Annotated in this window: 18 protein-coding genes; 9 read left to right on the top strand and 9 right to left on the bottom strand. The window is 70.8% G+C overall.

What is annotated here, in order from left to right; genetic code table 11:
• Window positions 1-505: 505 nt before the first annotated feature.
• Genes J1792_RS18490 through J1792_RS18480 form a run of 3 tightly spaced genes read right to left on the bottom strand, consistent with a single transcriptional unit; the run spans window position 506 to window position 3,943 of the window.
• Entirely contained in the window at window positions 506-997 is a 492-nt protein-coding gene (locus tag J1792_RS18490; RefSeq protein ID WP_086572505.1) for a hypothetical protein, read from the bottom strand.
• A gap of 9 nt (window positions 998-1,006) precedes the next feature.
• Window positions 1,007-2,635 (bottom strand): alpha/beta fold hydrolase, encoded by a 1,629-nt coding sequence (locus J1792_RS18485; protein WP_372446123.1) that lies wholly within the window; start codon window positions 2,633-2,635, stop codon window positions 1,007-1,009.
• A 12-nt stretch (window positions 2,636-2,647) separates the two neighbouring features.
• Window positions 2,648-3,943, bottom strand: a complete 1,296-nt coding sequence (locus tag J1792_RS18480) for an alpha/beta fold hydrolase (RefSeq protein ID WP_242705179.1) — start codon at window positions 3,941-3,943, stop codon at window positions 2,648-2,650.
• A 787-nt stretch (window positions 3,944-4,730) separates the two neighbouring features.
• Between J1792_RS18480 and J1792_RS18475 the strand changes: the two genes are divergently transcribed.
• Entirely contained in the window at window positions 4,731-5,060 is a 330-nt protein-coding gene (locus J1792_RS18475; RefSeq protein ID WP_086572541.1) for a GatB/YqeY domain-containing protein, read from the top strand.
• 19 nt (window positions 5,061-5,079) lie between these two features.
• Here J1792_RS18475 and J1792_RS18470 read toward each other — a convergent pair whose 3' ends face one another.
• Both J1792_RS18470 and J1792_RS18465 read right to left on the bottom strand, forming a co-directional pair.
• Window positions 5,080-6,297 carry a PP2C family protein-serine/threonine phosphatase gene (locus tag J1792_RS18470; RefSeq protein WP_372446131.1) on the bottom strand — a complete coding sequence of 406 codons (1,218 nt, stop codon included), beginning with the start codon at window positions 6,295-6,297 and terminating at the stop codon, window positions 5,080-5,082.
• A gap of 649 nt (window positions 6,298-6,946) precedes the next feature.
• Window positions 6,947-7,519, bottom strand: a complete 573-nt coding sequence (locus tag J1792_RS18465) for a PepSY domain-containing protein (RefSeq protein WP_143587760.1) — start codon at window positions 7,517-7,519, stop codon at window positions 6,947-6,949.
• Window positions 7,520-7,669: 150 nt separating this feature from the next.
• On the opposite strand from J1792_RS18465, the gene J1792_RS18460 reads away from it, so the two are divergent.
• The 4 genes from J1792_RS18460 (at window position 7,670) to J1792_RS34280 (ending at window position 12,896) form a co-directional block, all read left to right on the top strand.
• Window positions 7,670-8,347, top strand: coding sequence for a response regulator transcription factor (locus J1792_RS18460; RefSeq protein WP_207247744.1), 678 nt, complete (start codon window positions 7,670-7,672; stop codon window positions 8,345-8,347).
• Window positions 8,340-9,815: a sensor histidine kinase gene (locus J1792_RS18455; protein ID WP_307843029.1), complete on the top strand. Its 1,476-nt coding sequence runs from the start codon at window positions 8,340-8,342 to the stop codon at window positions 9,813-9,815. The genes J1792_RS18460 and J1792_RS18455 overlap by 8 nt, the downstream gene beginning before the upstream one ends.
• Window positions 9,816-10,129: 314 nt before the next feature.
• Complete coding sequence (locus J1792_RS18450; protein ID WP_086572514.1) at window positions 10,130-11,836, top strand: amidohydrolase; 1,707 nt, start codon at window positions 10,130-10,132, stop codon at window positions 11,834-11,836.
• A 31-nt stretch (window positions 11,837-11,867) separates the two neighbouring features.
• On the top strand, window positions 11,868-12,896 hold the full coding sequence (locus J1792_RS34280; RefSeq protein WP_242645967.1) for a helix-turn-helix transcriptional regulator: 1,029 nt from the start codon (window positions 11,868-11,870) through the stop codon (window positions 12,894-12,896).
• A 417-nt stretch (window positions 12,897-13,313) separates the two neighbouring features.
• On the opposite strand, the gene J1792_RS18440 is transcribed toward J1792_RS34280, so the two are convergent.
• Window positions 13,314-13,811, bottom strand: a complete 498-nt coding sequence (locus J1792_RS18440) for a cupin domain-containing protein (protein ID WP_179198992.1) — start codon at window positions 13,809-13,811, stop codon at window positions 13,314-13,316.
• An 80-nt stretch (window positions 13,812-13,891) separates the two neighbouring features.
• On the opposite strand from J1792_RS18440, the gene J1792_RS18435 reads away from it, so the two are divergent.
• Complete coding sequence (locus tag J1792_RS18435) at window positions 13,892-14,743, top strand: LysR family transcriptional regulator (RefSeq protein ID WP_086572517.1); 852 nt, start codon at window positions 13,892-13,894, stop codon at window positions 14,741-14,743.
• A 143-nt stretch (window positions 14,744-14,886) separates the two neighbouring features.
• Here J1792_RS18435 and J1792_RS18430 read toward each other — a convergent pair whose 3' ends face one another.
• The 3 genes from J1792_RS18430 to J1792_RS18420 form a co-directional block, all read right to left on the bottom strand.
• Window positions 14,887-15,492 carry a cysteine hydrolase family protein gene (locus J1792_RS18430; protein WP_086572519.1) on the bottom strand — a complete coding sequence of 202 codons (606 nt, stop codon included), beginning with the start codon at window positions 15,490-15,492 and terminating at the stop codon, window positions 14,887-14,889.
• A gap of 29 nt (window positions 15,493-15,521) precedes the next feature.
• Window positions 15,522-16,871, bottom strand: a complete 1,350-nt coding sequence (locus J1792_RS18425; RefSeq protein WP_207247840.1) for an MFS transporter — start codon at window positions 16,869-16,871, stop codon at window positions 15,522-15,524.
• A gap of 77 nt (window positions 16,872-16,948) precedes the next feature.
• On the bottom strand, window positions 16,949-17,404 hold the full coding sequence (locus tag J1792_RS18420; RefSeq protein ID WP_086572520.1) for a MarR family winged helix-turn-helix transcriptional regulator: 456 nt from the start codon (window positions 17,402-17,404) through the stop codon (window positions 16,949-16,951).
• Between the two features lie 270 nt (window positions 17,405-17,674).
• On the opposite strand from J1792_RS18420, the gene J1792_RS18415 reads away from it, so the two are divergent.
• The 3 genes from J1792_RS18415 (at window position 17,675) to J1792_RS18405 (ending at window position 22,083) form a co-directional block, all read left to right on the top strand.
• Window positions 17,675-18,328 carry a CatB-related O-acetyltransferase gene (locus J1792_RS18415; protein WP_207247743.1) on the top strand — a complete coding sequence of 218 codons (654 nt, stop codon included), beginning with the start codon at window positions 17,675-17,677 and terminating at the stop codon, window positions 18,326-18,328.
• A gap of 279 nt (window positions 18,329-18,607) precedes the next feature.
• Window positions 18,608-19,792 (top strand): macrolide family glycosyltransferase, encoded by a 1,185-nt coding sequence (locus tag J1792_RS18410; RefSeq protein ID WP_242645966.1) that lies wholly within the window; start codon window positions 18,608-18,610, stop codon window positions 19,790-19,792.
• Between the two features lie 419 nt (window positions 19,793-20,211).
• Window positions 20,212-22,083, top strand: coding sequence for a CASTOR/POLLUX-related putative ion channel (locus J1792_RS18405; RefSeq protein ID WP_207247742.1), 1,872 nt, complete (start codon window positions 20,212-20,214; stop codon window positions 22,081-22,083).
• Window positions 22,084-22,127: the final 44 nt, after the last annotated feature.

The raw sequence follows: 22,127 nt of genomic DNA, 5'->3' as shown, positions 1-22,127 counted from the left end.
CCTTGGCCGGCATGGCCCCGCCCGCGGCGAACAGCAGCGCGTTGGCGCGGCGGTAGCCGGGATCCACCGGCAGCCCGTGCTCGGCCTCGGCGGCCCGCGCCGCCGCGTAGGCCCGCCCGCCCGGCCGGCTCCCGTAACCGATCAGCCGATGGCCCACGGTGTCCCAGAACCACGGCAGATGCGCCGGCGGCAGCCGCCGCGCCCGCGCCGCCATCGTGTCGACGAACCGCCCGGGCTTGGTCCAGGACTGGTTGAGTTCGCGACCCATGTCCACGATCAGGTCACGCGCGGCCCCTACCGCGTCCGGGTCATGGGCGGCGACCCAGTCGGCGTAGGTGGACGAGACGTGCGTACCTGCGGCGGGCAGCAGGGCATCAAGCGAGGCGATCATGCCCCGGATGGTCGCACGCCCCACTGACATCGCTTCTTCGGGAGCGATCCGCGTCCCTGGCCACGCCGGGCATCCCAGCGGGTTCTGCGTGGTTGTCGGCCACCTTGCTACGGGTCACTGCGGAAGGGAGGACGCCTCACCGACAGCGGCGATCAGCTCGAACGGCAGCTCTGGATCGGCCTGGCCGACGGCCAGCGCGAGCCAACGGTCGCAAGACGGCAGCCGCCACACCTGCATGCTGCCGGCCACGTTGCACAGGTAGCCCAACGGCTCGGGAGCCGTGCGGTCAGGATCCGGGTCGTCGAATCCGAGGTACGGCCACAGGTCGACCGTTGCCGGAGTGCCCCATCGACCCGTCAGAGCGGCAGCCAGTACGTCGCGATCGGCTTCCAGCTCCTTCTCGGCCGCCTCGACGATCTCCTCACTACGGTCATCCCAGAAGTCCCGGCTCCGGCGGAGCACGGCCAGGTGATATCCCGGCCCGCTCAATCCTCCGTTTGTCCCCGGCCTGTCCCCCTCCTGCTGCGGGAACGGCAGCGCAGTCAATTCGTCAATGATCGACAGCTGGTCGTCAGAGGAACCCGTCGGGTGGTGCTGGCTCGGCATGAACGGAGCCTAATTCTCGAACCGGGGCGGCTTGAGGCCGGTGAGGCATCCGGTCTTCGGGGCGGTCGGGTTGTCGAAGAAGGAGAGGGTGATCTCTTGGGCGCACTGTGAGCTGGCGAACACCACGTGGGGCTCGTAGGGGACCGTGACGACGGTGGCGCGGCTCAGCGTACGGGCTACGTACGGCCCGTTGGCCGCCCCGGTCTGGGAGTCGAAGCCGCCCGACAGGGCGAGGGTGGGGATGTCGCTCCGCGTGACGTCCCGGATCGAGCGCGGCGCCGCGGGGACGTTCCAGACGGCGCAGTCCGGACGCAGGAAGGTGAGCTGCGGAGCCTGGGCCAGGACCGAGCGGGGGAACGACGGGAACGCTTCCCGGCCGCCCCGGAGCGCCTCGGCCCGGCTCTCGTACGGCACCCACTCACTGCAGAAGACTCCGTAGGCGAGCCCGTGGGCGGTCCTGCCGAAGGCCTGGGGGCTGAGCTTTCCGCCCGCCCACTGCTCGGCGATCCGCTGCGGGTTGCCGTGGGCCAGCTCGTCGAGGGAGCGGGGTACGCCCGGCGCCACGTGGGTGGCGGAGGTCATCCAGTTCACCAGGGCCCCGCCGTCCAGGACGACTTTCACCGGCTGCGGGTGGCCGGGAACCGTGACGGTGGTGGTGACCGGGTGGGCTTCCAGTTCACGGACGAGGCGTTCGAAGGTGGCGGACAGGTTCGGATAGCGGCGGTTGCACGCGGGCTGCTCCGCGCAGGCCTTGAACAGGCCGTCGAAGCCCTGCCGGGCACTGCTCCAGGTCAGCGCCGACCCCGCGGTGGACGGCGGCAGGATGCCGTCGATGCCGACCGACCGGATTCCCTGGGGGTGTTGGCGCATGTAGATGAGCGCCAGGTGGGTGCCGTAGGAGATGCCGAACACGTTCCACTGGTCGATGCCCAGCGCCACGCGCAGGTCCGCGTAGTCGGCGGCGCTCTCGGTGTCGTTGTAGGCGCTGAGGTCGGCGCCGCGAGCCGCCAGCTGGTCGCGGCAGGTGCGCGTCGCCTGGACGTGCAGGCGCTCGGTGGACGGTGCGTCGTGGACGAGGCCGACCGCGCGGGCGTTGAACTCGTCGATGTTCGGGCAGGTGAGGACCGGGTCGGCGGAGTACGTCCCCCGCTGGGACATGAAAATCACGTCCCGGTCGCGGTTCAGGCCTCCGTCGATCGCCATCTGCGCCTCCCCGACCGCGTCGTCGCCGGGGCCGCCGGCGAGCCACACGATCGGGTCAGGCTTGGGTGTGCTCGTGGCCGCCGGCACGATCGCGACGCCGAGGGTGATCGTCCGGCCGTTGGGCCTGGCGCGGTTCTCGGGCACGGTGAGCGTTCCGCAGCGGGCCCCTTTGAGCGCGGGTATCGGGTCTGCCGTCTTCGGGCAGGGGCCCGGTACGAAACGGGCATCGCCCGCTGTCCGGGTGGCTGTGCCGATCGTCGCTCCGGTGCCGGTGCTTCTGCCCATGCCGATACCCATGCCGATGCCGTGCTCCGCGTGAGCGGGCGTCGCGAGCAGGCCGGTTATGAGGACCCCGGTCGCCACGCCGGCCGACGTGGCGTGGAGCTGTCGCATGGTGCGACGGCGACGGCGGCGGGGTGCGTGGTCGAGTGCCATGTGGCCTCCCGGTCACTTGGGGATGATCGTGAACGGTTTCGGCGCGAGGCCGCCCACGCAAACGGTGTCGGGGGGCACGGTCGGAGACGCGAGGAACGACGCCAGCACGTGCTGTGCGCAGGGCGACTGGGGGACCACCCAGTGGCCGATTCCGGGGATCTGCACGGAGGTCGAGCGGGACAGCGTACGGGCCGCGTCCCGCGCCAGGCTCGCCCCGGTCTTCGTGTCGAACGTGCCGGAGACGATGAGCGTCGGGATCGCGCTGACGGTGGTCACCCGCTGTGCGGCGGTGCGGTCCGGAACGTTCCAGACGCGGCACACCTCGTGCTGGAAGGGAAGCTGCGGTGCCTGGGCCAGGACCGTGTCCGGCCACCCGGGGAAGGCCCGGCGTCCCGCGTTCAGCAGGTCGGCCGCCGAAGTACCCGGGACCCACTCGCTGCATGCCACCGACTCCGTCAGGCCGTGGGCCCACTCGCCGACGGTCTGGAGCGAGTCGGCCGCGCGGGCCCGCGCGAAGCGCTCCGGACGTCCGTGGGCGAGCTCCTCGAGCGCCGCCGGGACGTCGGTGGCCGGGACGGCGTTGGCGACCAGCAGGTTCAGCAGCGCACCGCCGTCGAGGACGACCTTGACCGGGTCTCCTCCACGCGGCGGCCGGGCGTTCAGGGTCAACGGCTGTGCCTCCAGCCTGCGCACCTGCTCGGTCAGCGTACGGCGGAGGCCGGGGTAGCGGCTCTTGCAGCGGGGCTCGGCCGCACATGCCTTGAGGAGGCTGTCGATCCCCTCATGGGCACTGCGCCAGGTCACGGGCAGCCTTGTGGTGCGCGGAGGCGCGACCGAGTCGATCGCCACCGCGCGAATCCCCTGAGGGTGTTTGCGCAGGTAGGTGAGAGCCAGGTCGCTGCCGTAGGAGTACCCGTAGACGTTCCACGAGGGGAGGCCCATGGCCGTTCGCAGGTCGGCGAAGTCCGCTGCGTTCTCGGTGGTGTTGTAGGCACTCAGGTCGATCCCGGCGGCCGTCAGGCGGTCTCGGCACGTCTTCACCGCGTCCAGCAGGAGCCGTTCCGTCGACGGTGCGGCGTAGGGGAGCCCCACGGCCTTTGCGGTGAACCGGTCCATCTCCGGGCAGGCGAGGTGCGGCTGCGCATAGAGGTTTCCGCGCTGGGCCATGATGATCAGTTCGCGGTCCCGGTTCAGGCCGGAGTCGACCAGGAAGGGAATGTCATCGAAGGTGTCGGCCCCCGGGCCGCCCGCCATGAACACCACCGGGTCCGTTGCGGGCTTCGCCGATGTGGCCGGAATGACCGCCACGGCCAGCCGGATGGTCCGGCCTCCGGGGCGGGCGCGGTTCTCGGGGACCTCCAGAAAGCCGCATCGTGCGGTACTCAGCGCGGAGATCGGCTCGGACGGCGCCGGGCAGGGGCCGGGTATGAACCGCGGCGGCACCGCCGGCCGGGGCGCGCTGGGGGGAGGTGGCGCAGGTGGTGATGCAGCACTGCTCGGTGCCGGGCCGAGAGCTGCCAGCAGCGTCAGGGCCGCGGCGGCAGCCGCCACGGTGGTCGGCGCGCGGCCGGACCGCCGCCGGGCGCACCGGGCCTTCGCTCTCGTCCGTATGGACCTGCCGCTCTCGAGAGCGGATGACGGGCTTATCGGACCGTTGTCCTCTGTCATGTGATCCCGTTTCTCTGCCGACATCCACAGCTGCCCAACAGGACAACGCCACAGCGGTTCGGACGAAAGGCATGATACGGACCATACCGGGCGGCGCGGACCCGCGCACACGGACCGGCACACCGCACGGCCACCGGTTCACCACGTACATCGAAGGCAAGATCACTTTCTTTCCTTCGCAACGAAGACGCCAGGTCGCAGCATCGCCTTCGATATCGGCAGTCGGACGGGAACGAGGCCTGAGCGAGACGTCTTCGAAGTCCACGGCCGGTCCACGTGCCTCAGGTCCTCCAGCTGCCGGAGCTGAGGGTTGCAGTTGACGGGAGGTCTCTGCTGTGCGGATATCCCTTTGTGGGGCCAGGAGTACGGCCGTAGGGTCTTCTGCATGTCTCTTCGTCTTCGGATGCGTCAGGCCCTGCCGGAAGCGATGCGTGCCCGCGACAAGGCCGCGGTGAGCGCGCTGCGTTCAACGCTTGCCGCGCTGGACAACGCCGAGGCGGTGCCCGTGGACGAAGCCGCGCTACGTGGGGTGGCTCTCGAGCAGTCGCCGGTCGGTGCCGGCGCCACCGAGGCGGCGCGCCGTGAGCTGAGCGAGCACAGCGTGGCGGAGATCGTGCGTGCCGAGGCCACCGAGCGACTGGAGGTTGCAGCGCAGCTGACTGCGCCCGCGCACGCTGACCGAGTCGCGCGGCTCCGTGCGGAGGCCGCCGTGTTGCTTCGGTTCCTCGACGGCGCCGGCACCCTTCGAGCACAGTGAGGCTTGGCGCGATACCGCGTCACTGGTACTGCGGGCGCCATTCGAAGAGCTGGATGGTCGCGTCGTCGCGCAGTTGGTTGCGCTGGTAGTCGAGGATGGCGTGAATGAGCAGCCGTAGAACCTCGGCCGGGCGCTGGCCTGCAGCGGAGGAGCGGATGATGAAGTCGGTGAACCGGTCGAGGCCGAACTCCGCCCCGTCCGCGTCACGCGCTTCCACGACACCGTCGGTGTAGAGCAGGACGCAGTCACCCGGTTCCAGTGTCGTCTCGTGGACCTGCCGGGGCGCCGGGGCGAGTTGGCCGACCAGGCCGATCGGCGGCTGCGGGGGGCTGTCCAGCGCCCCGTCGAGCACCCGCTCGCCACGGATCAGCAGCGGCGGCGGGTGACCGCAGTTGACCCAGCGCAGCACCCCGGTGAGCGCGTCGAGCCGGCACAGCACGCCGGTGCAGAAGTGGTCGGGCAGCCACTGGGCGAGCGCCTGATCGACGGAGCCGACGATGTCGGCCAGGTCGCCGCCGCCGCGGCGGGCGTTCCGGGCCGCCGCCATGGCGACGGACGTGGTCAGGCCGGAGTTCAGATCGTGCCCCATGGAGTCGAGGATCATGGTGTGCAGGATGTTTTTGACGACCGAGTGGTCGAAGGCGTCGCCGGCGACGTCGTACGCCGGTTCCAGGACCGCGGTCGAGACGCACCTGCTGCTGCCGATGGTGTGGGACGGCAGGAAGGCCCGCAGCATCTCGGCGGGCAACCGCATGGTCGCGGTGCGGGCGCGGGCGGCGAGCCAGTCGCTGTAGGCGCGCTTGGAGGTGATCAGCATGGCGAACAGGTAGGCCAGCATGCGGCTGCGGCGCATCCGCGCCCCGTCGAGCGAGGCGGTCCGCACCGCCAGCACGCCCAGCCGCTCCGCACCGTCGACCAGAGGCATCCAGATGATCACGTCGTCGCCGGCGTCGGCCACTCGCGGAGTGACCGTGCGGTACGCCCAGCCGGCCAACGAGCCCTCCACCAGCAGCGGCTCCAAGGTCTCGTCGAGTGGGATGAGCAGCTGTTGTTGCAGGTCGACGAGATAGATCAGCGCGGTGCCCAGGCCGAGGGCCGAGGCGCACCGGTTCGCCAGGTCGGGCAGTTCGAACGGCAGGGATGTCTGCGCCTCGATGATCAACTCTTCCAGTCGAGTCTCGTCGACGGCGGTGTCGGGACCGGCGGGCGCGTGCGGCGGGTCCGGCACGGGGATCACCCCTTCCCTTTCCAGTCTCACACCGATCCCAGCCTCCCTCACATCGGGCGTGATCGCGCGGGATGTGGCCGCGGTGAGGCGAGCGCGGCGGCCAGGGCGGTGAGCTGATCCCGACCGGGCCGGGTACACGCCCTCGCCCTGCGCCGGCCACCCGCTCACGAGCGTCGGCAGCTCGGCTCGGGGTTGTGCGCGTACCGCATCGGCGTGCTCGTGCGGCAGACCGCCATGGGCGGAGGCATCGGTGCGCTCAACGGGTACGGCGACACGGGGCCGGCGACACGGGGCCGGGCGTCAGGTCAGGGGCCGTGACGCGCGCGTCGGCCGGTGGCGCTCAGCCACAGCACCGTGGCGATGATGAGCGCGGAAGGGCGATCAGGGCGGGGCAGCCAGCAGCAGACCGGCCGCGGCGACCGCCCGGGACGGGCCCGAGGGCACGGGCGAGGCAGTCGGAGGTGGTCTCCCCCATGCCGGTGGTGAGAATCTTGACGCTACAGAACACCGCGGTCACCCGGGGAACCTTGCTCGCCGCGGCACGAACGGCCGAGGCCTGGGCGCGGCGGTACACCCGGAGGGTTGTCGTGGCGCCCAAGACGGCAGCCCTCCTTGACTGCGCGGCGCGGCCGGAGCCGCGCCGCTCGACTGGTCCGGTTCAGCCGCCCAGGACGGTGTTGCCGGTCAGCTTGCCGCTGGTGCCGTCGACGGTCACCACGTGCCGCACCGCGTCGGGGCCCACGACGACGATCTTCCAGGCGCGGCCGCCTCCCTGTTCTGTGACCGGCGCCAGCGACTCGATCTTGCCGTCCTTGACCGCGTCGGCGGCCTTGCCCACGGCGTCCGCCGCGGAGACCGAGGGCAGCGGGGCCGGGGCGTGGCCGGTCGAGAAGTCACGGCCGTGCTTACCGCGCGGGCCGGGCCCGCCGGCCCGGGTCCGGCCGTCGTGGCCGTCGCGGCGCTTGGGCTTCTCCTGCGACCCGTCGCGCCACTTGTGGCCCCCGGCGAACGCCATCTTGTGCTCGCCGCGTCCCTTTCCCTCGTGGTGGTGGTGGATCGCCGCCGCGGCCGCGCCGCCGCCTATGACCACCACGGCCGCCGCGCCGGCCACTGCCCAGCGCGCTTTGCGGCCACGCGGCCGACGCCCACCGGCCGGCTTCGTCTGCGTCGTGCCCGGACCGTCCTCGTCCGTCCGCTCCTGCTGCTCCCCGGCGCCCATGGATTCGCTCACTGGGCCCACCCCGATCTCCTGACAGGGTCCGGGCCCTGTGCCCGGACGTCCGGGCACAGCATCGCCGGGGCACGCTGAAGAGAAGCTGAAGACCTGAAGGCACCTTCAGCTTGGCGGCTCCGCCTTCCGGCGGCATGCCACCCTGGGGGCATGCGTGTACTGGTGGTGGAGGACGAGCGCCGGCTGGCCCTGGCGCTTCAGCATGGCCTGAGTGCCGAAGGGTTCAGGGTGGACGTCGTTCACGACGGCCTGTCCGGGCTCGCCAAGGCCACCGAGCACGCCTACGACGTGGTCGTGCTCGACATCATGCTGCCCGGCCTCAACGGCTACCGGGTGTGCTCGCGGCTGCGGGCCTCCGGCAGCAACGTCGGCATCCTCATGCTCACCGCCAAGGACGGCGAATGGGACGAGGCCGAGGCGCTGGACACCGGCGCCGACGACTACCTGTCCAAGCCGTTCTCCTTCGTGGTGCTCGTCGCCCGCCTGCGTGCGCTGGCCCGCCGGATCGGCAGCCGGGCCCCGAGGCGCACCGTGCTGGGCGACCTGGTGGTCGACTCCGCCGCCCGCACCTGCACCCGCGGGGGCGTGCCCGTCCCCCTCACCCCGCGGGAGTTCGCCGTCCTGGACCACCTCGCCCGGCGAGCCGGGGAGGCCGTCTCCAAGCGCGAGATCCTTGACGAGGTCTGGGACAGCGGCCCGGACAGCGACCCCAACACCGTCGAGGTCCACGTGAGTGCCCTGCGCCGCAAGATCGACACCCCGTTCGGGCGGGCCGCGGTGGAGACCGTCCGGGGCGCCGGGTACCGGCTGGCGGCCGACGGTGGCTGAGCCGGAGCAGACCACCCCGGGACCCTCACGCCTCGGGACCGTATCCGCCGCGCGCCGCCGGGTCCGCGCCGCGCTGCACCGCCTGACCGGCCGTTCCCGGGCGGCCACGCTGATCCATCGGCTGGTGCCGCGCTCGGTCCGTGCCCGCACCACCCTCGCCGCGTGCGCGAGCGTCGCCGTCGTCCTGCTCGCCGCGTCGGCCGTCGTCCTACTGCTGCTGCGCCTCAATCTGGAACGCACCGTGGAGACGGTGGCTCGCGATCAGGCACGGGCCGTCGCACGCCTGGCCGCCGCCGGACGCCTCACCCCGCAGCTGCCGCTCCGCCCCGGAACCGACTTCATCCAGGTCGTCGACGCCCGCGGGAGGGTCGTCGCGCAGAGCCAGAACCTCACCGGCCGCCCCGCCCTCACCCCCACCGGCGCCCACAACCGCCACCGGACGTACAACCTCGACGCCCTCGGCCAGAAGCATCACCAGCGCGTCACCACCGTCACCACCATCACCCCCGCCGGCCCCGTCATCGTCCACGTCGGCGCCTCGCTGCGCACCGCCGATGCCGCCGAGGACCTCACCACCGCAGCCCTCACCGCCCTGAGCGCCCTGCTGCTGTTCACCGTCGGCGCCCTGACCTGGCGTACGACCGGCCGCGCGCTGAGGCCGGTCGAGGCCATCCGCGCCGAGGTCGCCGCCATCAGCGACCGCGGCCTGGACCGCCGGGTCCCAGCACCCCGCGGCGACGACGAGATCGCCCGCCTCGCCGACACCATGAACGCCATGCTCGAACGACTGGAGGCCGCAGGCGCCCGGCAGCGCCGGTTCATCGCCGACGCCTCCCACGAACTGCGCAGCCCCCTCGCGGTGCTGCGCACCCAGCTGGAGGTCGCGCTCACCCACCCCGATCCGGAGGTGCGCAACGCCTTGGTGGCCGGCGCCCTTGAGGACACCGAGCGCCTCCAGGCGCTCTCCGCCGACCTGCTGCTGCTCGCCCGCCTCGACGCCACCGGTCAGAGCCGGCCCGACGAAGCCGTCGACCTCACCGAACTCGTCCGCACCACCGTGACGGCCCGCTCCACCGACCCCCACCCGGTCGCCCTCCACACCCCCTGCGACATCACCGTCCCAGGCAACGCCCTGTGGCTCGGCCGCCTGCTGACCAACCTCCTCGACAACGCCCAGCGCCACGCCCACCGCACCGTCACCGTGCGGCTGACCGCGGACCCGGCGACCGGCGACGCCGTCCTGGACATCGCCAACGACGGCCCCCCGATCGCCTCCGCGTACCGGGAGAAGATCTTCGAACGGTTCACCCGCCTCGACGACGCCCGCAGCCGCGACGACGGCGGCACCGGCCTCGGCCTGCCCATCGCCCTGGACATCGCCACCCTCCACGGCGGCACGATCACTGTCGAGGACACCCCGGACGGCACCACCTTCCGTACCCGCCTCACCACCAGCACCCGGGGCTGAAGCAGGGGCACCACCAGGGCGACCGTATGCGTGCGGATCCCCGATCAGCCCTGGTGGGGCTGGACATGAAGCGATCCCTCATCGCGGCCTGCACCGCAGCCGCCGCCGCGTCCGCCGGGCCGGGCTTCTGACGGGTGGGCGTCGCCTGCGACGGCCGTACGTACGGGCCGCCGACGACGGGCCCGGACCGGCCGACCGCACATCGGTTGAACGACCGATGTGCGCGAACCCCGCCCAGGTGCACAGTGCTGTTGGCTTCCCCGGCCGATCCCGCGAGAGCCCCGTCAACAGCCCCTCGCAGAGAGGACAACACCGTGCCCGCCACTCCGGCAGACCTCGTCTTCGTCAACGGTTCGGTTCTCACCGTCGACTCGCGTTTCACCGTCGCCTCCGCTCTGGCGGTCACCGGCGGCCATATCAGCGCGGTCGGCGACCGGGCCGAGGTCATGACGCACGCAGGCCCCGCCACCCGGATCGTCGATCTCGGCGGCGGGACGCTCCTGCCCGGCATCAACGACTCGCATCTGCACGGCTGCGCCTTCGGGCTGACGATGCCCCCGCTGTCCGTCGACGTCTCGTTCCCTGCCGTACGGTCGCTGGCCGATGTGGCCGAGGCCGTGTGGAAGGCGGCCGCGACGACCCCCGCGGGAGAGTGGATCACCGGGTACGGGTGGGACGCGGGGTACCTCGCCGAGTGCGTGGCCGACCCGTCCCGGCTGCCCTCCCGGCACGACCTGGACGTCGTCAGTCCGCACCACCCCGTCCTGCTGTACTCGGCCACCGGCCACGCCACCTGGGTCAACTCCGCGGCGCTCGCAAGGGCCGGAGTGGACCGGAACTCCCCCGTCCCGCCCGGCGGGGTCATCGTCACGGACGCGGAGGGCGAGCCCACCGGCCTTCTCCAGGAGGGTGCCCAGGACCTCGTCCACCAGGCGCTGCCGACGCTCTCCCCGGAGGTGCGCGCCGACGCGATCCGGGCGACCCTGCGCGGCCTCGCCCGGCTGGGCATCACCAGCTACACCGAGCCCGGCCTCGGCCCGGGCGGCGACGCCCTGATGCGCGGCGCCATGGCCCACAGCACCCTCGACGTCTACCGGCGCCTGCTCGCCGACGGCGAACTGACCGCGCGGGTCGGCGTCCTGCTGCTGCCGACCGGGATGACCAGTACGGCAGAGGATTTCGTCCGGACGCTGGCCGCCATGGACGAGCCCCCGACCACCGACCCCCGCCGCCTCGCCGTCCTCGGCGTCAAACTGTTCGCCGACGGCATCCCGGTCAACAAGACGTCCTGGATGCACGAGCCGTACATCGGCGGCGGCTGCGGCGCGCTGTGCGTGGGCGGGGACACCGACGAGGAGCGCGTCGCCCAGATCGCGGAGATGATCGGCTACACCCACGCCGCCGGATACCAGGCCGGTGTGCACGTCACCGGCGACCGGGCCATCGACACCGTCGTCGACGCCTTCGCCGCGGCCGCCGCCGTGCACCCCCGGTCGGACGCCCGGCACTACGTCATCCACGGCGACTTCCTCACCGCCCGCAGCATGCGGACGCTGGCGCGGCACGGCTTCGGCGTCAACATGAACCCCACCATCAAGTGGACCGTCGCCGACCTCGAGGAGGAGTTCGTCGGCCCGCGACGGGCGGGCTACGAGTGGCCGTACCGGGACGCGATCGACGCCGGCGTGACCGTCACCAGCGGCTCCGACGCCCCCGTCACCCTCCCCGACTGGCGGCAGGGCGTCTCCACGATGATGCTGCGCGAGTCCAAGGCCAGCGGCCACGTCAGCGGACCCGACCAGCGCATCCGGCTCGCCGAGGCCCTGCGTACGTACACCTCCGACGCGGCCTGGCAGGACTTCGCCGAGGACTGGAAGGGCACTCTGGAGGTGGGCAAGGTCGCCGACCTGTGCGTGCTCGCGGGCGACCTGCTGACCGCCGACCCGCACGACATCCCCGCCATGCCCGTGGTGTTCACCGCCGTCGGCGGCGACGTCGTGCACGACGAACTCGCCGTTTGACGCCCGCACACCGCATGATCATTCTGAGCGCATGGAAGCCGAGCCGACGCCCATGACACAGCAGCCGAGCACGACGGACGTCCTGAGCGCGGCCCTGGGCGTGCGCGAGGCGGCGCGCCACGCCGTGCGGGGGAAGGGTGGAGCCGACGCCGTCCTGACGGCGCTGTCCGCGGTGATCGATCACGACCACGCGTCGTTGTCCCGGTGGGATCCGTTGCTCCGCCGCCATGTGACGCTGGCCGGCAGCTACCCGGCGGGCACCAACCGCTACATCGAGACCCGCCTGCACGACGATCCGGCGTTCGCGCTCATGCGGCACGCGCCGGGCAGCACGAGCTGGTGGCACGACGTGCCCGCTCCGGTGCGGCGGGCCTCCACCGGGTTCCAGGAGGTCCTCGAACCCCTGGGCGTCCAGGACGGCGTGGCCCAGTGCCTGTTCTCCACGGACGGCCGGTACGTGGGCATCCTCAACGTCAGCACCACGCGGGTGCGGTGCGACCAGCCGGCCGTCCGGGCCGTGATGACCCTGCTGGGCGAGAGCCTCGCGGCCGTCGCCGACCCGCTCGCCGGGCACCGCTCCCCCGGCCCCGGCGCCTCCGGCCACACCTGCGCCGTGCTCCTGCCGGATGCCGAGGACGCCGACTACGCCGAAGAAGCAGCCCCGGTGACACTGAGCGGGGAGCCGCTGCCCGGCCTCACCGAGGCCGGCTCCCCGCTCGTGGCCCTGCTGCGGCGGACGGCCGCCCGACGGACACTGCCGGCCACAGTGCTGGTGCCCTACAGGCAGCGCATGCTCGAACTGCACCTGACCCGCCAGGGCGACCGCACGGTCGCCGTGTGCCGTACGGTCACCCGGCCCGCGGCACTCTCCCCGCGCGAACTGGAGGTGCTGGCGGAACTCACCCAGGGGCGCACCAACCGGGAGATCGCCGACCGGCTGTACGTCAGCCCGCGCACCGTCGCCACCCACATCGAGCACATCCTCGCCAAGCTCGACGTCCCCAACCGCGTGGCCGCCGCGGGACGAGCCGTCGCCTGGGGCCTCGAGCCGGCACCCTGACCGGCGGGATGACGGGACGAGGTGCGGCGCCCCCCGGGCCGCACCATCCGGGATTTAACGGGTCGCTAGGGGCATACCGTCACGCCCCCCTGGCTGAAGAAGATCGTCGACGAGGTCGGCTGGCCGGGCCTCGCCCTCGTCGGCGAGGACGCATGCGACGCGGCCTGCCTGTTCGCGCATCACGCGGACGAGCACCGCGAGTTCCAGGAACAGGCACTCGTCCTGCTGCGCAAAGCCGTTGAGGGCGGCGACGCCCCGACTCCGTATGCAGACCGCGATTCGCCGGGGCCGGGCGGTATCGCGAAACCAGTCTGCTCACACACGTGCAGGCCCGTCGAGTCAGAGGTCTTCGGCAGGGAGGGCAGTCGCCGTCCACACCGTTGGGCGGCGCCTGCACCGGTCCGGTGACCAGCCAGTTCAAGAGGCGAAGTCGGTGGCGGGCTCGGTGGCGTAACGGCTCATCGTTCGGATGCCCGCCTGTGGGGTCATCGCCTGGCCGCCGGCAATCATGTCCTGCAGGTCCCGGAAGTACTGCACGTACAGGTCCGGCGTGAAAATGCTGAGCATGACGGCCGGTTGGTCGGTCACATTGGCGAACGTGTGCGGAGCTCCGGCCGGGACCATCACGAGCGTTCCCTCGGTCACGTCGTAGTCCTTCTTGCCGACCGTGAACCGCACCGTGCCGGAGATGATATAGAAACCCTCGTCGTGCTGAGCGTGACGGTGCTGCGGCGGCCCGGGCGTGTGCGGCGCGAGGACGGACTCGGCGAGCCCGAGGCGGTGCCCGGTGTTGCTGCCGTCTTCGAGGACGCGCAATCGCGTGGTGCCCAGGAAGATCGTCTCACCCTCGCCCGGACCGACCACCGATACGGCGGGGTCTGCGATCGGCTCAATGGCTTTCGGTTCGTCAGTCATGCTTCGATTCCACTGCCAGGGCACTACGACTGTCCAAGACCCATACCGCAGCGCCGATACCGTACGGGTATCGTCGCACTATGGAGCTACGAACACTGCGCTATTTCGTGGCGGTCGCCGAGGAACTCCACTTCGGCCGGGCCGCCGCCCGGCTGCACATGAGTCAGCCGCCGCTGAGCCGGGCGATCAAGCAGCTGGAGACCGCGCTCGGCGCCGTACTGTTCGGCCGATCTCCCACCGGTGTCACGCTCACTCCGGTGGGGGCGGTACTGCTCGATGAGGCACGCGCCCTGCTCGGCCAGGCCGACCGGGTACGCGTGCGCGTGGCCGCGGCGGCCGGCGCCGCCACCATCACCGTCGGCATCCTGGGTGACAGCACCGATCCGGACGTGACCCGGCTGGCCGACGCCTACCGTCGGCGGCACCCGCACGTCGAGGTCCGCATCCGCGAGACCGACCTGACCGATCCCACCTGCGGGCTGCACGCCGGAGTCGTCGATGTCGCCCTGACCCGCGGGCCGTTCGACGAGACCGGCCTGACCGTGCGCGAGCTGCGCACCGACCCGGTGGGCGCGCTGCTGCGCGCCGACGATCCGCTGGCCCGCCGCGACAGCCTGAAGCCGGCCGACCTGGCCGACCGCCGCTGGTTCCTGTTCCCGGAGGGCACCGACCCCATCTGGCAGGCGTACTGGAACGGCGGAGAACCTCGCCAGGGCCCGGTGGTACGTGCCGTCCAGGAATGCCGGCAAGCCGTCCTCTGGAACGGCACGGTCGGCATGACTCCCCTGGGCCACGAGCCGGCAGAAGGGCTCACCGTAGTGCCGCTGATCGATATGCCGCCGAGCCGCGTGGTGGCGGCATGGAACGACGGCGACACGAATCCACTGATCCGCTCGTTCGTCGAGATCGCGATCGCCGCGTATCACGGCTGAGCGCCTCACCGGCTGATGTGGTCCTGCCGAAGCAGAGACCGCGGGAGCAGGCGTTGAGCCGGTGCAGGGAGATCCGGCCGGAGCGCAGCACGAGGGTGCCGGGGGCAGTGGTCAGGGGGTGGGTTCGGTCTGGCGGGGTCTGGCTATCGCTGCTCGGTGAAGAGTGTGGGGAGTCGGGCGGTGGTGGTGACGTGTGCTTGGCGGGGGAAGATTTTGCCGGTGAGGAAGTCGTGGACGGCTGGGTCGTGGTCGGCGCAGGCGTCGGCGAGGACGACGAGGCGGTAGTCGCGGTCGGCGGCGTCGCGAAGGGTGGACAGGACGACGCCGCTGGTGGCCACTCCGGCGAGGATCAGGGTGTCGATGCCGGCCGTGCGCAGGCGGTTGTCGAGGTCGGTGGTGGAGAACGCTCCGATGCGGGTCTTGCGGACGACGATGTCCTGTGGGTGCGGGGTCAGTTGTTCGTGGATGGCGGTGCCGGGTGCGTCGGCGTGCAGGGCGCGTAGCCGTTCGGGCGTGGCCAGGGCGGCGATGGGGCTGGTGGGCGGGATCGCGTCGCCGTCGGCGTCGGTGAACGCGACGCGTACGTAGCCGATCCTGCCGCCCAGGTCACGGACGGTGTCGATCGCGGTGGCGGCGTTGTCCAGCAGGTCCGGGGCAGCCGCTGCGAGTGAGTTGAGGATGGAGGGCTGGTAGTCCATCACCAGCAACGCGGTGCGGCGGGGGTCGAGTGCGGGTCGTGTCTCTGTCATGGGTCGGCCCTTCTTGGTGTCGATGGCGTTCAGGCGGTGTCGGTACCAGTGCCGGTGCCGGTGTGGCGCAGGGTGCGGTCGGCGAGGGTGATGAGCAGGAACAGTGCCGAGGCGGCGAGCATGAACCAGGCCAGGTGGTGCAGCCCTGTCGTACCCGAGCCTGGGGTCAGGAAGGCGCTGGTGCCCACGGTCGATCCGATGGCGCCCAGGTAGGAGAAGGTGCGCAGCAGTCCTGCCGAGGAGCCGATGCGCTGCGGGTCCGCCTGGTGGTAGACGGCGTTTTGGATGGCGAGATTGTTGAGCCCGTACGGGATGCCTATGGCGCACGCGGCCGCCGGCAGTAGCCAGAGCGGGGCGGAGGGGCGTATCGCGAGCAGGAGCGCGCAGGCGGCGAGCTGGGCTGCGCTGCCGGCGAGCAGCTTGCCGCGGATCTCGGCGCGACGCCCGGCGATGGCCGAGACCGCGATGGCGGTGGCCGACATCGGCAGCATGACGAGTCCGGCCGTGGTGGGGTCCAGGCCGCGGTCCTCTTCCAGCCACTGGGGGAAGCCGTAGAGGAAGCAGTTGGCGACCATGGCGATCAGCAGGCCGCGTGCGTAGCTGGCCAGGAGCGGGCGGCTGCCGGCCAGCGTCCGTATGTCGAGGAAAGGCTGCGCGGTTCGCAGCTCGCGCACTGTCAGGGCCGCCGCCAGGACTACGGCGATCACCGGTAGGTACCAGTGCCCGGTGTGCGGGTTCATCAGGAACAGCAGCAGTGAGATGAGCGTGGCGGCGAAGAGCACCATGCCCGGCAAGTCCAGGCCGGCCAGGCCCGCCGGGCCGGACCGGGTCTCCCGCCGCGGCGCGGCGGAATTCGGCAGCCAGATCATGCCCACGATCAGGCAGCCGAGCGCCAGCGGGATGTTGATCGCGAAGGTGCTGCGCCAGCCGCCGAGATGGATGAGCAGCCCGCCCAGGGCCGGCCCGATCACGATGACGGTCTGATTGGCGATCGCCAGCACCGACAGCACCCCGGCAGGGCTGCTGCGGCCGGTGCGGTCGGATTCGCTGCGCAGCAGGTACATCGAGGCGGGATATCCGGCACAGGTGCCGAAGCCGAGGATCACGCGGGCCAAGACGAGCACCCACAGCGAGGGGGCGAGGGCGCCGACTAATCCGGCGAGCCCGGTGAGCGCGGCTCCGGTGAGGAACAGCGGGCGCGGGCCGTAGAGCTCGATCAGCCGTCCCATCATCGGCTGCCCGATGGCGGTGGCCACATACAGGGCCGAGACCAGCCACACGGTCTGTGACGGGGGCGCTCCTAACGCCACCCCGATCGCCACCAGGGACACCGAGATGATCGAGGAGTTGACCGGGTTCAGCACCGACCCGAGCACCATGGGGATCAGCAGCCGCCGGTCGAAACCGTCCGTCTTCTGCCGTGTCTCGTCGGCTCGTTGCGACGTGGAGGTGACGGTCACGGCCGCACCAGCCTTTCCAGGAGCCCCAGTGCCGTCAGTACGGTCTGCCGCTCCTGCTCGGTGAAGTTCTCCTCGAGCTCGGCGGACAGCCATTCCTGTGCGGCGTGCGAGCGGCCCGCCACGTAGTCCCGGCCCGCCGGGCTCAGCGACACCAGCTGACGGCGCCGGTCGTCCGGGTCCGGCCGGCGTTCGACCAGCCCCCGCTCGCCCAGCACGGCGACGGTCGCGGCGATCGCCTGCGGACGCACCCGCTCGACCGCCGCGATATCGCTGGCCGACGCCTCCCCGTCCCGCAACCGGCTCAGCACCGCCACCTGCGACGGCGTGAGCTCCCCACTGCCGGACGCCTCCTGAAACCTGCGCCGCAACCGGCTGACAAGCCCCCGCAGGTCCTGCGCGGCCCGAGCCGCCGATACAGAGATGTTCGAAGGGTTCTGGGTGGATTCGGACATGCCCCCAGAGTAGATCTACAAGCCAGGTTGAACAAGCTGGATTGAAGAGTGCGCCGCGCCCGTAGAAGCACGGCACGGCGATGTCTGGGCTGTAAGTGACCAGGGCGGCGCGCAGTTGGTTCGAGGTCGACCAGGGAGATCCAGTCGTCGGCTTCGTCCAGGCCCGCGCCGAACCGGGCCAGGCGTCCAGGAAATCGGTGTCCCGGCCGGCGCAGTACAGCGATCATGGACCGGAGACCGAAATGCAACTTCCCTGAGGAATCACCGACCATGCCTGTGCCTGCCGACCCTACGATCCTCCATCCGATGCCCGAGCAGCCCCGGGTGGTGCTGCTCAAGCCGCTGGTCAAGTCCCCGCTGATCGAGGTCGGGGAGTACTCCTACTATGACGACCCCGACGATGCGACCGCGTTCGAGACGCGCAACGTGCTCTACCACTACGGGCCGGAGAAGCTGGTCATCGGCAAGTTCTGTGCGCTGGGCACGGGAGTGCGGTTCATCATGAACGGCGCCAACCACCGCATGGACGGCCCCTCGACCTTCCCCTTCCCCACCATGGGCGGCTCGTGGTCCGAGCACTTCGACCTGCTCACCGGCCTGCCGAACCGAGGGGACACCGTCGTCGGCAACGACGTCTGGTTCGGACACGGCACGACGGTGATGCCCGGCGTGCGGATCGGACACGGCGCGATCATCGGCTCCGGCGCCGTGGTCACCACCGACGTACCCGACTACGGGATCGTCGGCGGCAACCCGGCCCGCCTCATCCGCACCCGCTACAGCGAACAGGACGTCACGCGGCTGCTGACGGTGGCCTGGTGGGACTGGCCCGCCGAGCACATCACCGAGCACGTGCGCACGATCATGTCGGGAAGCATCGCCGACCTGGAAGCCGCCGCCCCGGACACCCGCCCCGCGACGTGACATCGAGACGGGAGCTCCCATGCGGGCCACGCCACCTGGCCCGCGTGGGACCCCTCTCCACGGAGGCCGCCATAAATGCGGTGCACCGAAGACTGGAGGCGGGCTAGAGTCGCGGCATGCACCTCTACCAGATCTACGGCTGACACGGACGGGGCAGCGCCCCCGCTCCCGTCCCGCATGCTCCAGTGCGCCCCCGCGACTGCGCCCTTCCTCGCGCAGCGGTCGGCGCACCGGCTTGCTGTGTCTCTTTCGCCGTAGACCTGAGATGAGTGATCCTTCATGTCTTCCCTGTCCCGTCGCCGCGCGCACATCGCGATGATCGGTATCCCCGCCGTCAGCCACGTCCTGCCAAGTCTTGAGATCATCCGAGAGCTGGTGGCTCGCGGCCATCGGGTGACCTACGCCAACGACCCGGCGATGACCGACCTGATCACAGCCACCGGCGCCGAATTCATCCCGTGCACTTCCGTGCTGCCGGTCACCGACAACAACTGGCCCGACGACCCCATCGCCGCGATGAGTCTCTTCCTCGAGGACGCCGTCCAGGCACTCCCGCAGTTGCGCGCCGCCTACGACCACGACCCGGCGGACCTCTACCTGTACGACATCGGCGCCTACGCCGCGCGTGCCCTCGCCGAGTCGCAGGACCGGCCCGTCATGCAGCTGTCTCCGACATTCGTGGGCTGGAAGGGCTACGACCAAGACGTCGCAGCACACGTGCGGCAACTGCCGGGTGCCGACGTGTACCGAGCGGAGTTCACACAGTGGCTCGCCGGCTGCGGAGCGTCCACCACCGACGTGGACACCTTCTCCGGCCGTCCCGCGCACGCTCTGGCCCTTATCCCCCGAGCGATGCAACCGAACGCCGACCAGGTCGACACCGACACCGTGACGTTCGTCGGCCCCTGTCTCGGCCCGCGTTCAGGCGAGGGTGTCTGGACGCGTCCGGCCGATGCGGAGAACGTACTGCTGGTCTCCCTGGGCTCGGCGTACACACGCCGGCCGGAGTTCTACCGCCAGTGCCTGGCGGCCTACGGCAACCTGCCCGGCTGGCACGTCGTACTCCAGATCGGCAAGTACACCGATCCGCGGGAACTCGGCGCCATCCCGCCGAACGTCGAAGTGCACTCCTGGGTGCCTCAAATGACAGTCCTGGAACAAGCCGACGCCTTCGTCACCCACGCCGGAATGGGCAGCTGCAATGAAGCGCTGTTCACCGGCGTCCCGATGATCGTAGTCCCGCAGGCCGTCGATCAGTTCCTCAACGCCGACCGACTCGTCGAACTGGGCGTGGCCCGCCGCATCGACACCCCTGAAGCCACCGCCGAAACACTGCGGACGGCGCTGAGCGAACTTGTCGCCGACCCGGAGGTCGCTCGCCGCTCGGCGCGGCTCCGTGCCGACGTACGAGCCGAGGGCGGCAGCCTGCGCGCCGCCGACCTCATAGAGAACTTGCTGGGCTGATCTCCGCACGCCACAAGGCGGGGGTGGTGAAGCAGCGTCCCGCTTCACCACCCCCGCCTGTCGGCTGGCTGCACCAGTTCGTCGTCGGCGTGGAAGCGGAAGATTGCCAGCACGTCAGCAGTCAGCCAGACTCGCAGTTCCGTGACACCGGCCATGGCATCTGCCAGGACGTCAGGCCAGGTGAACGTGAGGTCGTACAAGCGCCCGAGAGACGCGCCACGGCCAGGACAGCCCAGGGGGGCAGGCGGCTTGCTGTGCCGCGCCTGTCACACGTCCGCATCATCCGGCACAGCAATCGATCACTACGTCAAACAGAGAAGGCATGTCGTGGTGCCCCGGGCGGGCCGGTACGGGATCGCGTAGCCCGGCGGGCGGTCGGTCGGGGGTCGTCCACGGCCGGCTTGGAGGGGCGGGATTTCATGCGAGCGCGGCGACGGGACCGGCTGCGGTACTGGTTCGAAAGCACGATGGACCGTGGTACGCCTGCTCTGATCGGCTGGCTGGGCCTGGGGTCGGTGGCGCTGATCGCGGTCATCACCGTGGGCGTCGTACTGCTCACCAATGAGGACACCGAGGCCAACGGGGGCTGGGCCGGGGTGGCGTGGATGAGTCTTCTGCGCACCCTCGATCCGGGCACCATGGGCGGCGACGACGGCAGCCCGTTGTTCCTCGGGCTCATGCTGGCGGTCACGGTGGGCGGCATCTTCATCGTCAGCGCCCTCATCGGTGTGCTGACCACCGGTCTCAACCACCGCCTTCAGCTGCTGCGCAAGGGGCGTTCCCGCATCATCGAGCGCGGCCACGTCGTCGTGCTCGGCTGGTCGGAGCAGATCTTCACGGTGGTCGAAGAGCTCGTCGAGGCCAATCAGAGCGAGCGCCGGTCCTGTGTGGTGGTCCTCGCGGACCATGACAAGGTCGACATGGAGGAGCAGATCCGCACTCGGGTCCGCGAAACGGGCCGGACGCAGATCATCTGCCGCTCGGGCAACCCTCTCAAGCAGGCCGATCTCGAGCTGGTGAGCCCGGACACCGCCAGAGCGGTCATGGTGCTGCCGTCCTTCTCCTCGGAGAGCGACACCACTGTCATCAAGACGCTGCTCATCCTCAACAACAGGCCCTGGCCTGCGGGTCGGCCGCCCTTCGTCGCCGCGGTGATGGATTCGGGCAACCTGGCCGCCGCCCGGCTCGCGGCCGGTGCGAGCGGGCTGGTGGTCGACGCCGACGACCTCGCCGTCCGGCTCGTCGTGCAGTCGCACCGGCAGTCCGGCCTGTCCGCCGTCTGCAACGAGCTGCTGAGCTTCTTCGGCAACGAGATCTACATCCGGCACGAGCCGGCGCTCACCGGCTCGGCCTACGGTGAGGCCCTCGCGCGATACGACCTCGGGGTGCCGATCGGCCTCCGCACCAAGGACGGGCGCGTCGTCCTCAACCCCGCGGGGTCGACCGTCATCGCCGCGGACGACAGCATGATCCTGGTCGCAGAGGACGACGTCCTGATCCGCCTGGCGGACGCCCCGGTCAGGACGGTCGAGTCGGCCATCGCGGATGCCACGGCCTGGCGACGAGAGCCCGACCGCACGCTGATGATCGGCTGGAACTCCCGGGCCTCGAAGATCATCGACTTGCTGGACCAGTTCGTCCAGCCCGGCTCGCACCTCGACATCGCCGTACCCGACCGTCCCGACGCCGCGGGCTCGGAGCTGATGAACCTCACGCTCGGCCACCGGACGTGCCAGCCCACGAGCCGGGCGTCCCTCGAGGCCCTCAACCCGGGTGGCTACCAGCACATCCTGGTCCTCGCGGACGAGTCGGTGGACCCGGAGCTCGCCGACAACCGGACCTTGGTGACGCTGCTGCACCTGCGCGACATCGAGGAGGCACTCGGCGACCCGTACTCGATCGTCTCCGAGATGAACAACGACAGCAACCGCGAGGTGGCCCAGGTCACCAAGGCCGACGACTTCATCGTCAGCAGCAAGCTCATCTGCCTGCTGCTGACGCAACTGGTCGAAAACCCGCAACTGCACGAGGTCCTCACCACGCTCCTCGACCCCGCCGGCTCGGAGATCTACCTCAAGCCCGCGGACCAATACCTCCAGGCCGGGAAGGAGGCCAACTTCGCCACCGTCATCGAGGCGGCGCTCAGGCGAGGGGAGACGGCCATCGGCTACCGGCACGGGCGGGACCGCAACACCGCTCCCTCCTACGGAATACGTCTCAATCCGCCCAAGGACACAGCTCTCACGCTGGGGCACGAGGACCACATCATCGTTCTCGCCGAGAACGAGTAGCCGGACTGGCGAGCAGCCGGGCGGGCTGCTCGCCTCAGCAAGGC

The organism is Streptomyces triculaminicus (assembly GCF_017349075.1).
Lineage (GTDB): Bacteria > Actinomycetota > Actinomycetes > Streptomycetales > Streptomycetaceae > Streptomyces > Streptomyces triculaminicus.
Note: the sequence above shows the minus strand (reverse complement) of the source record. Positions and strands in the feature narration are given on the sequence as shown.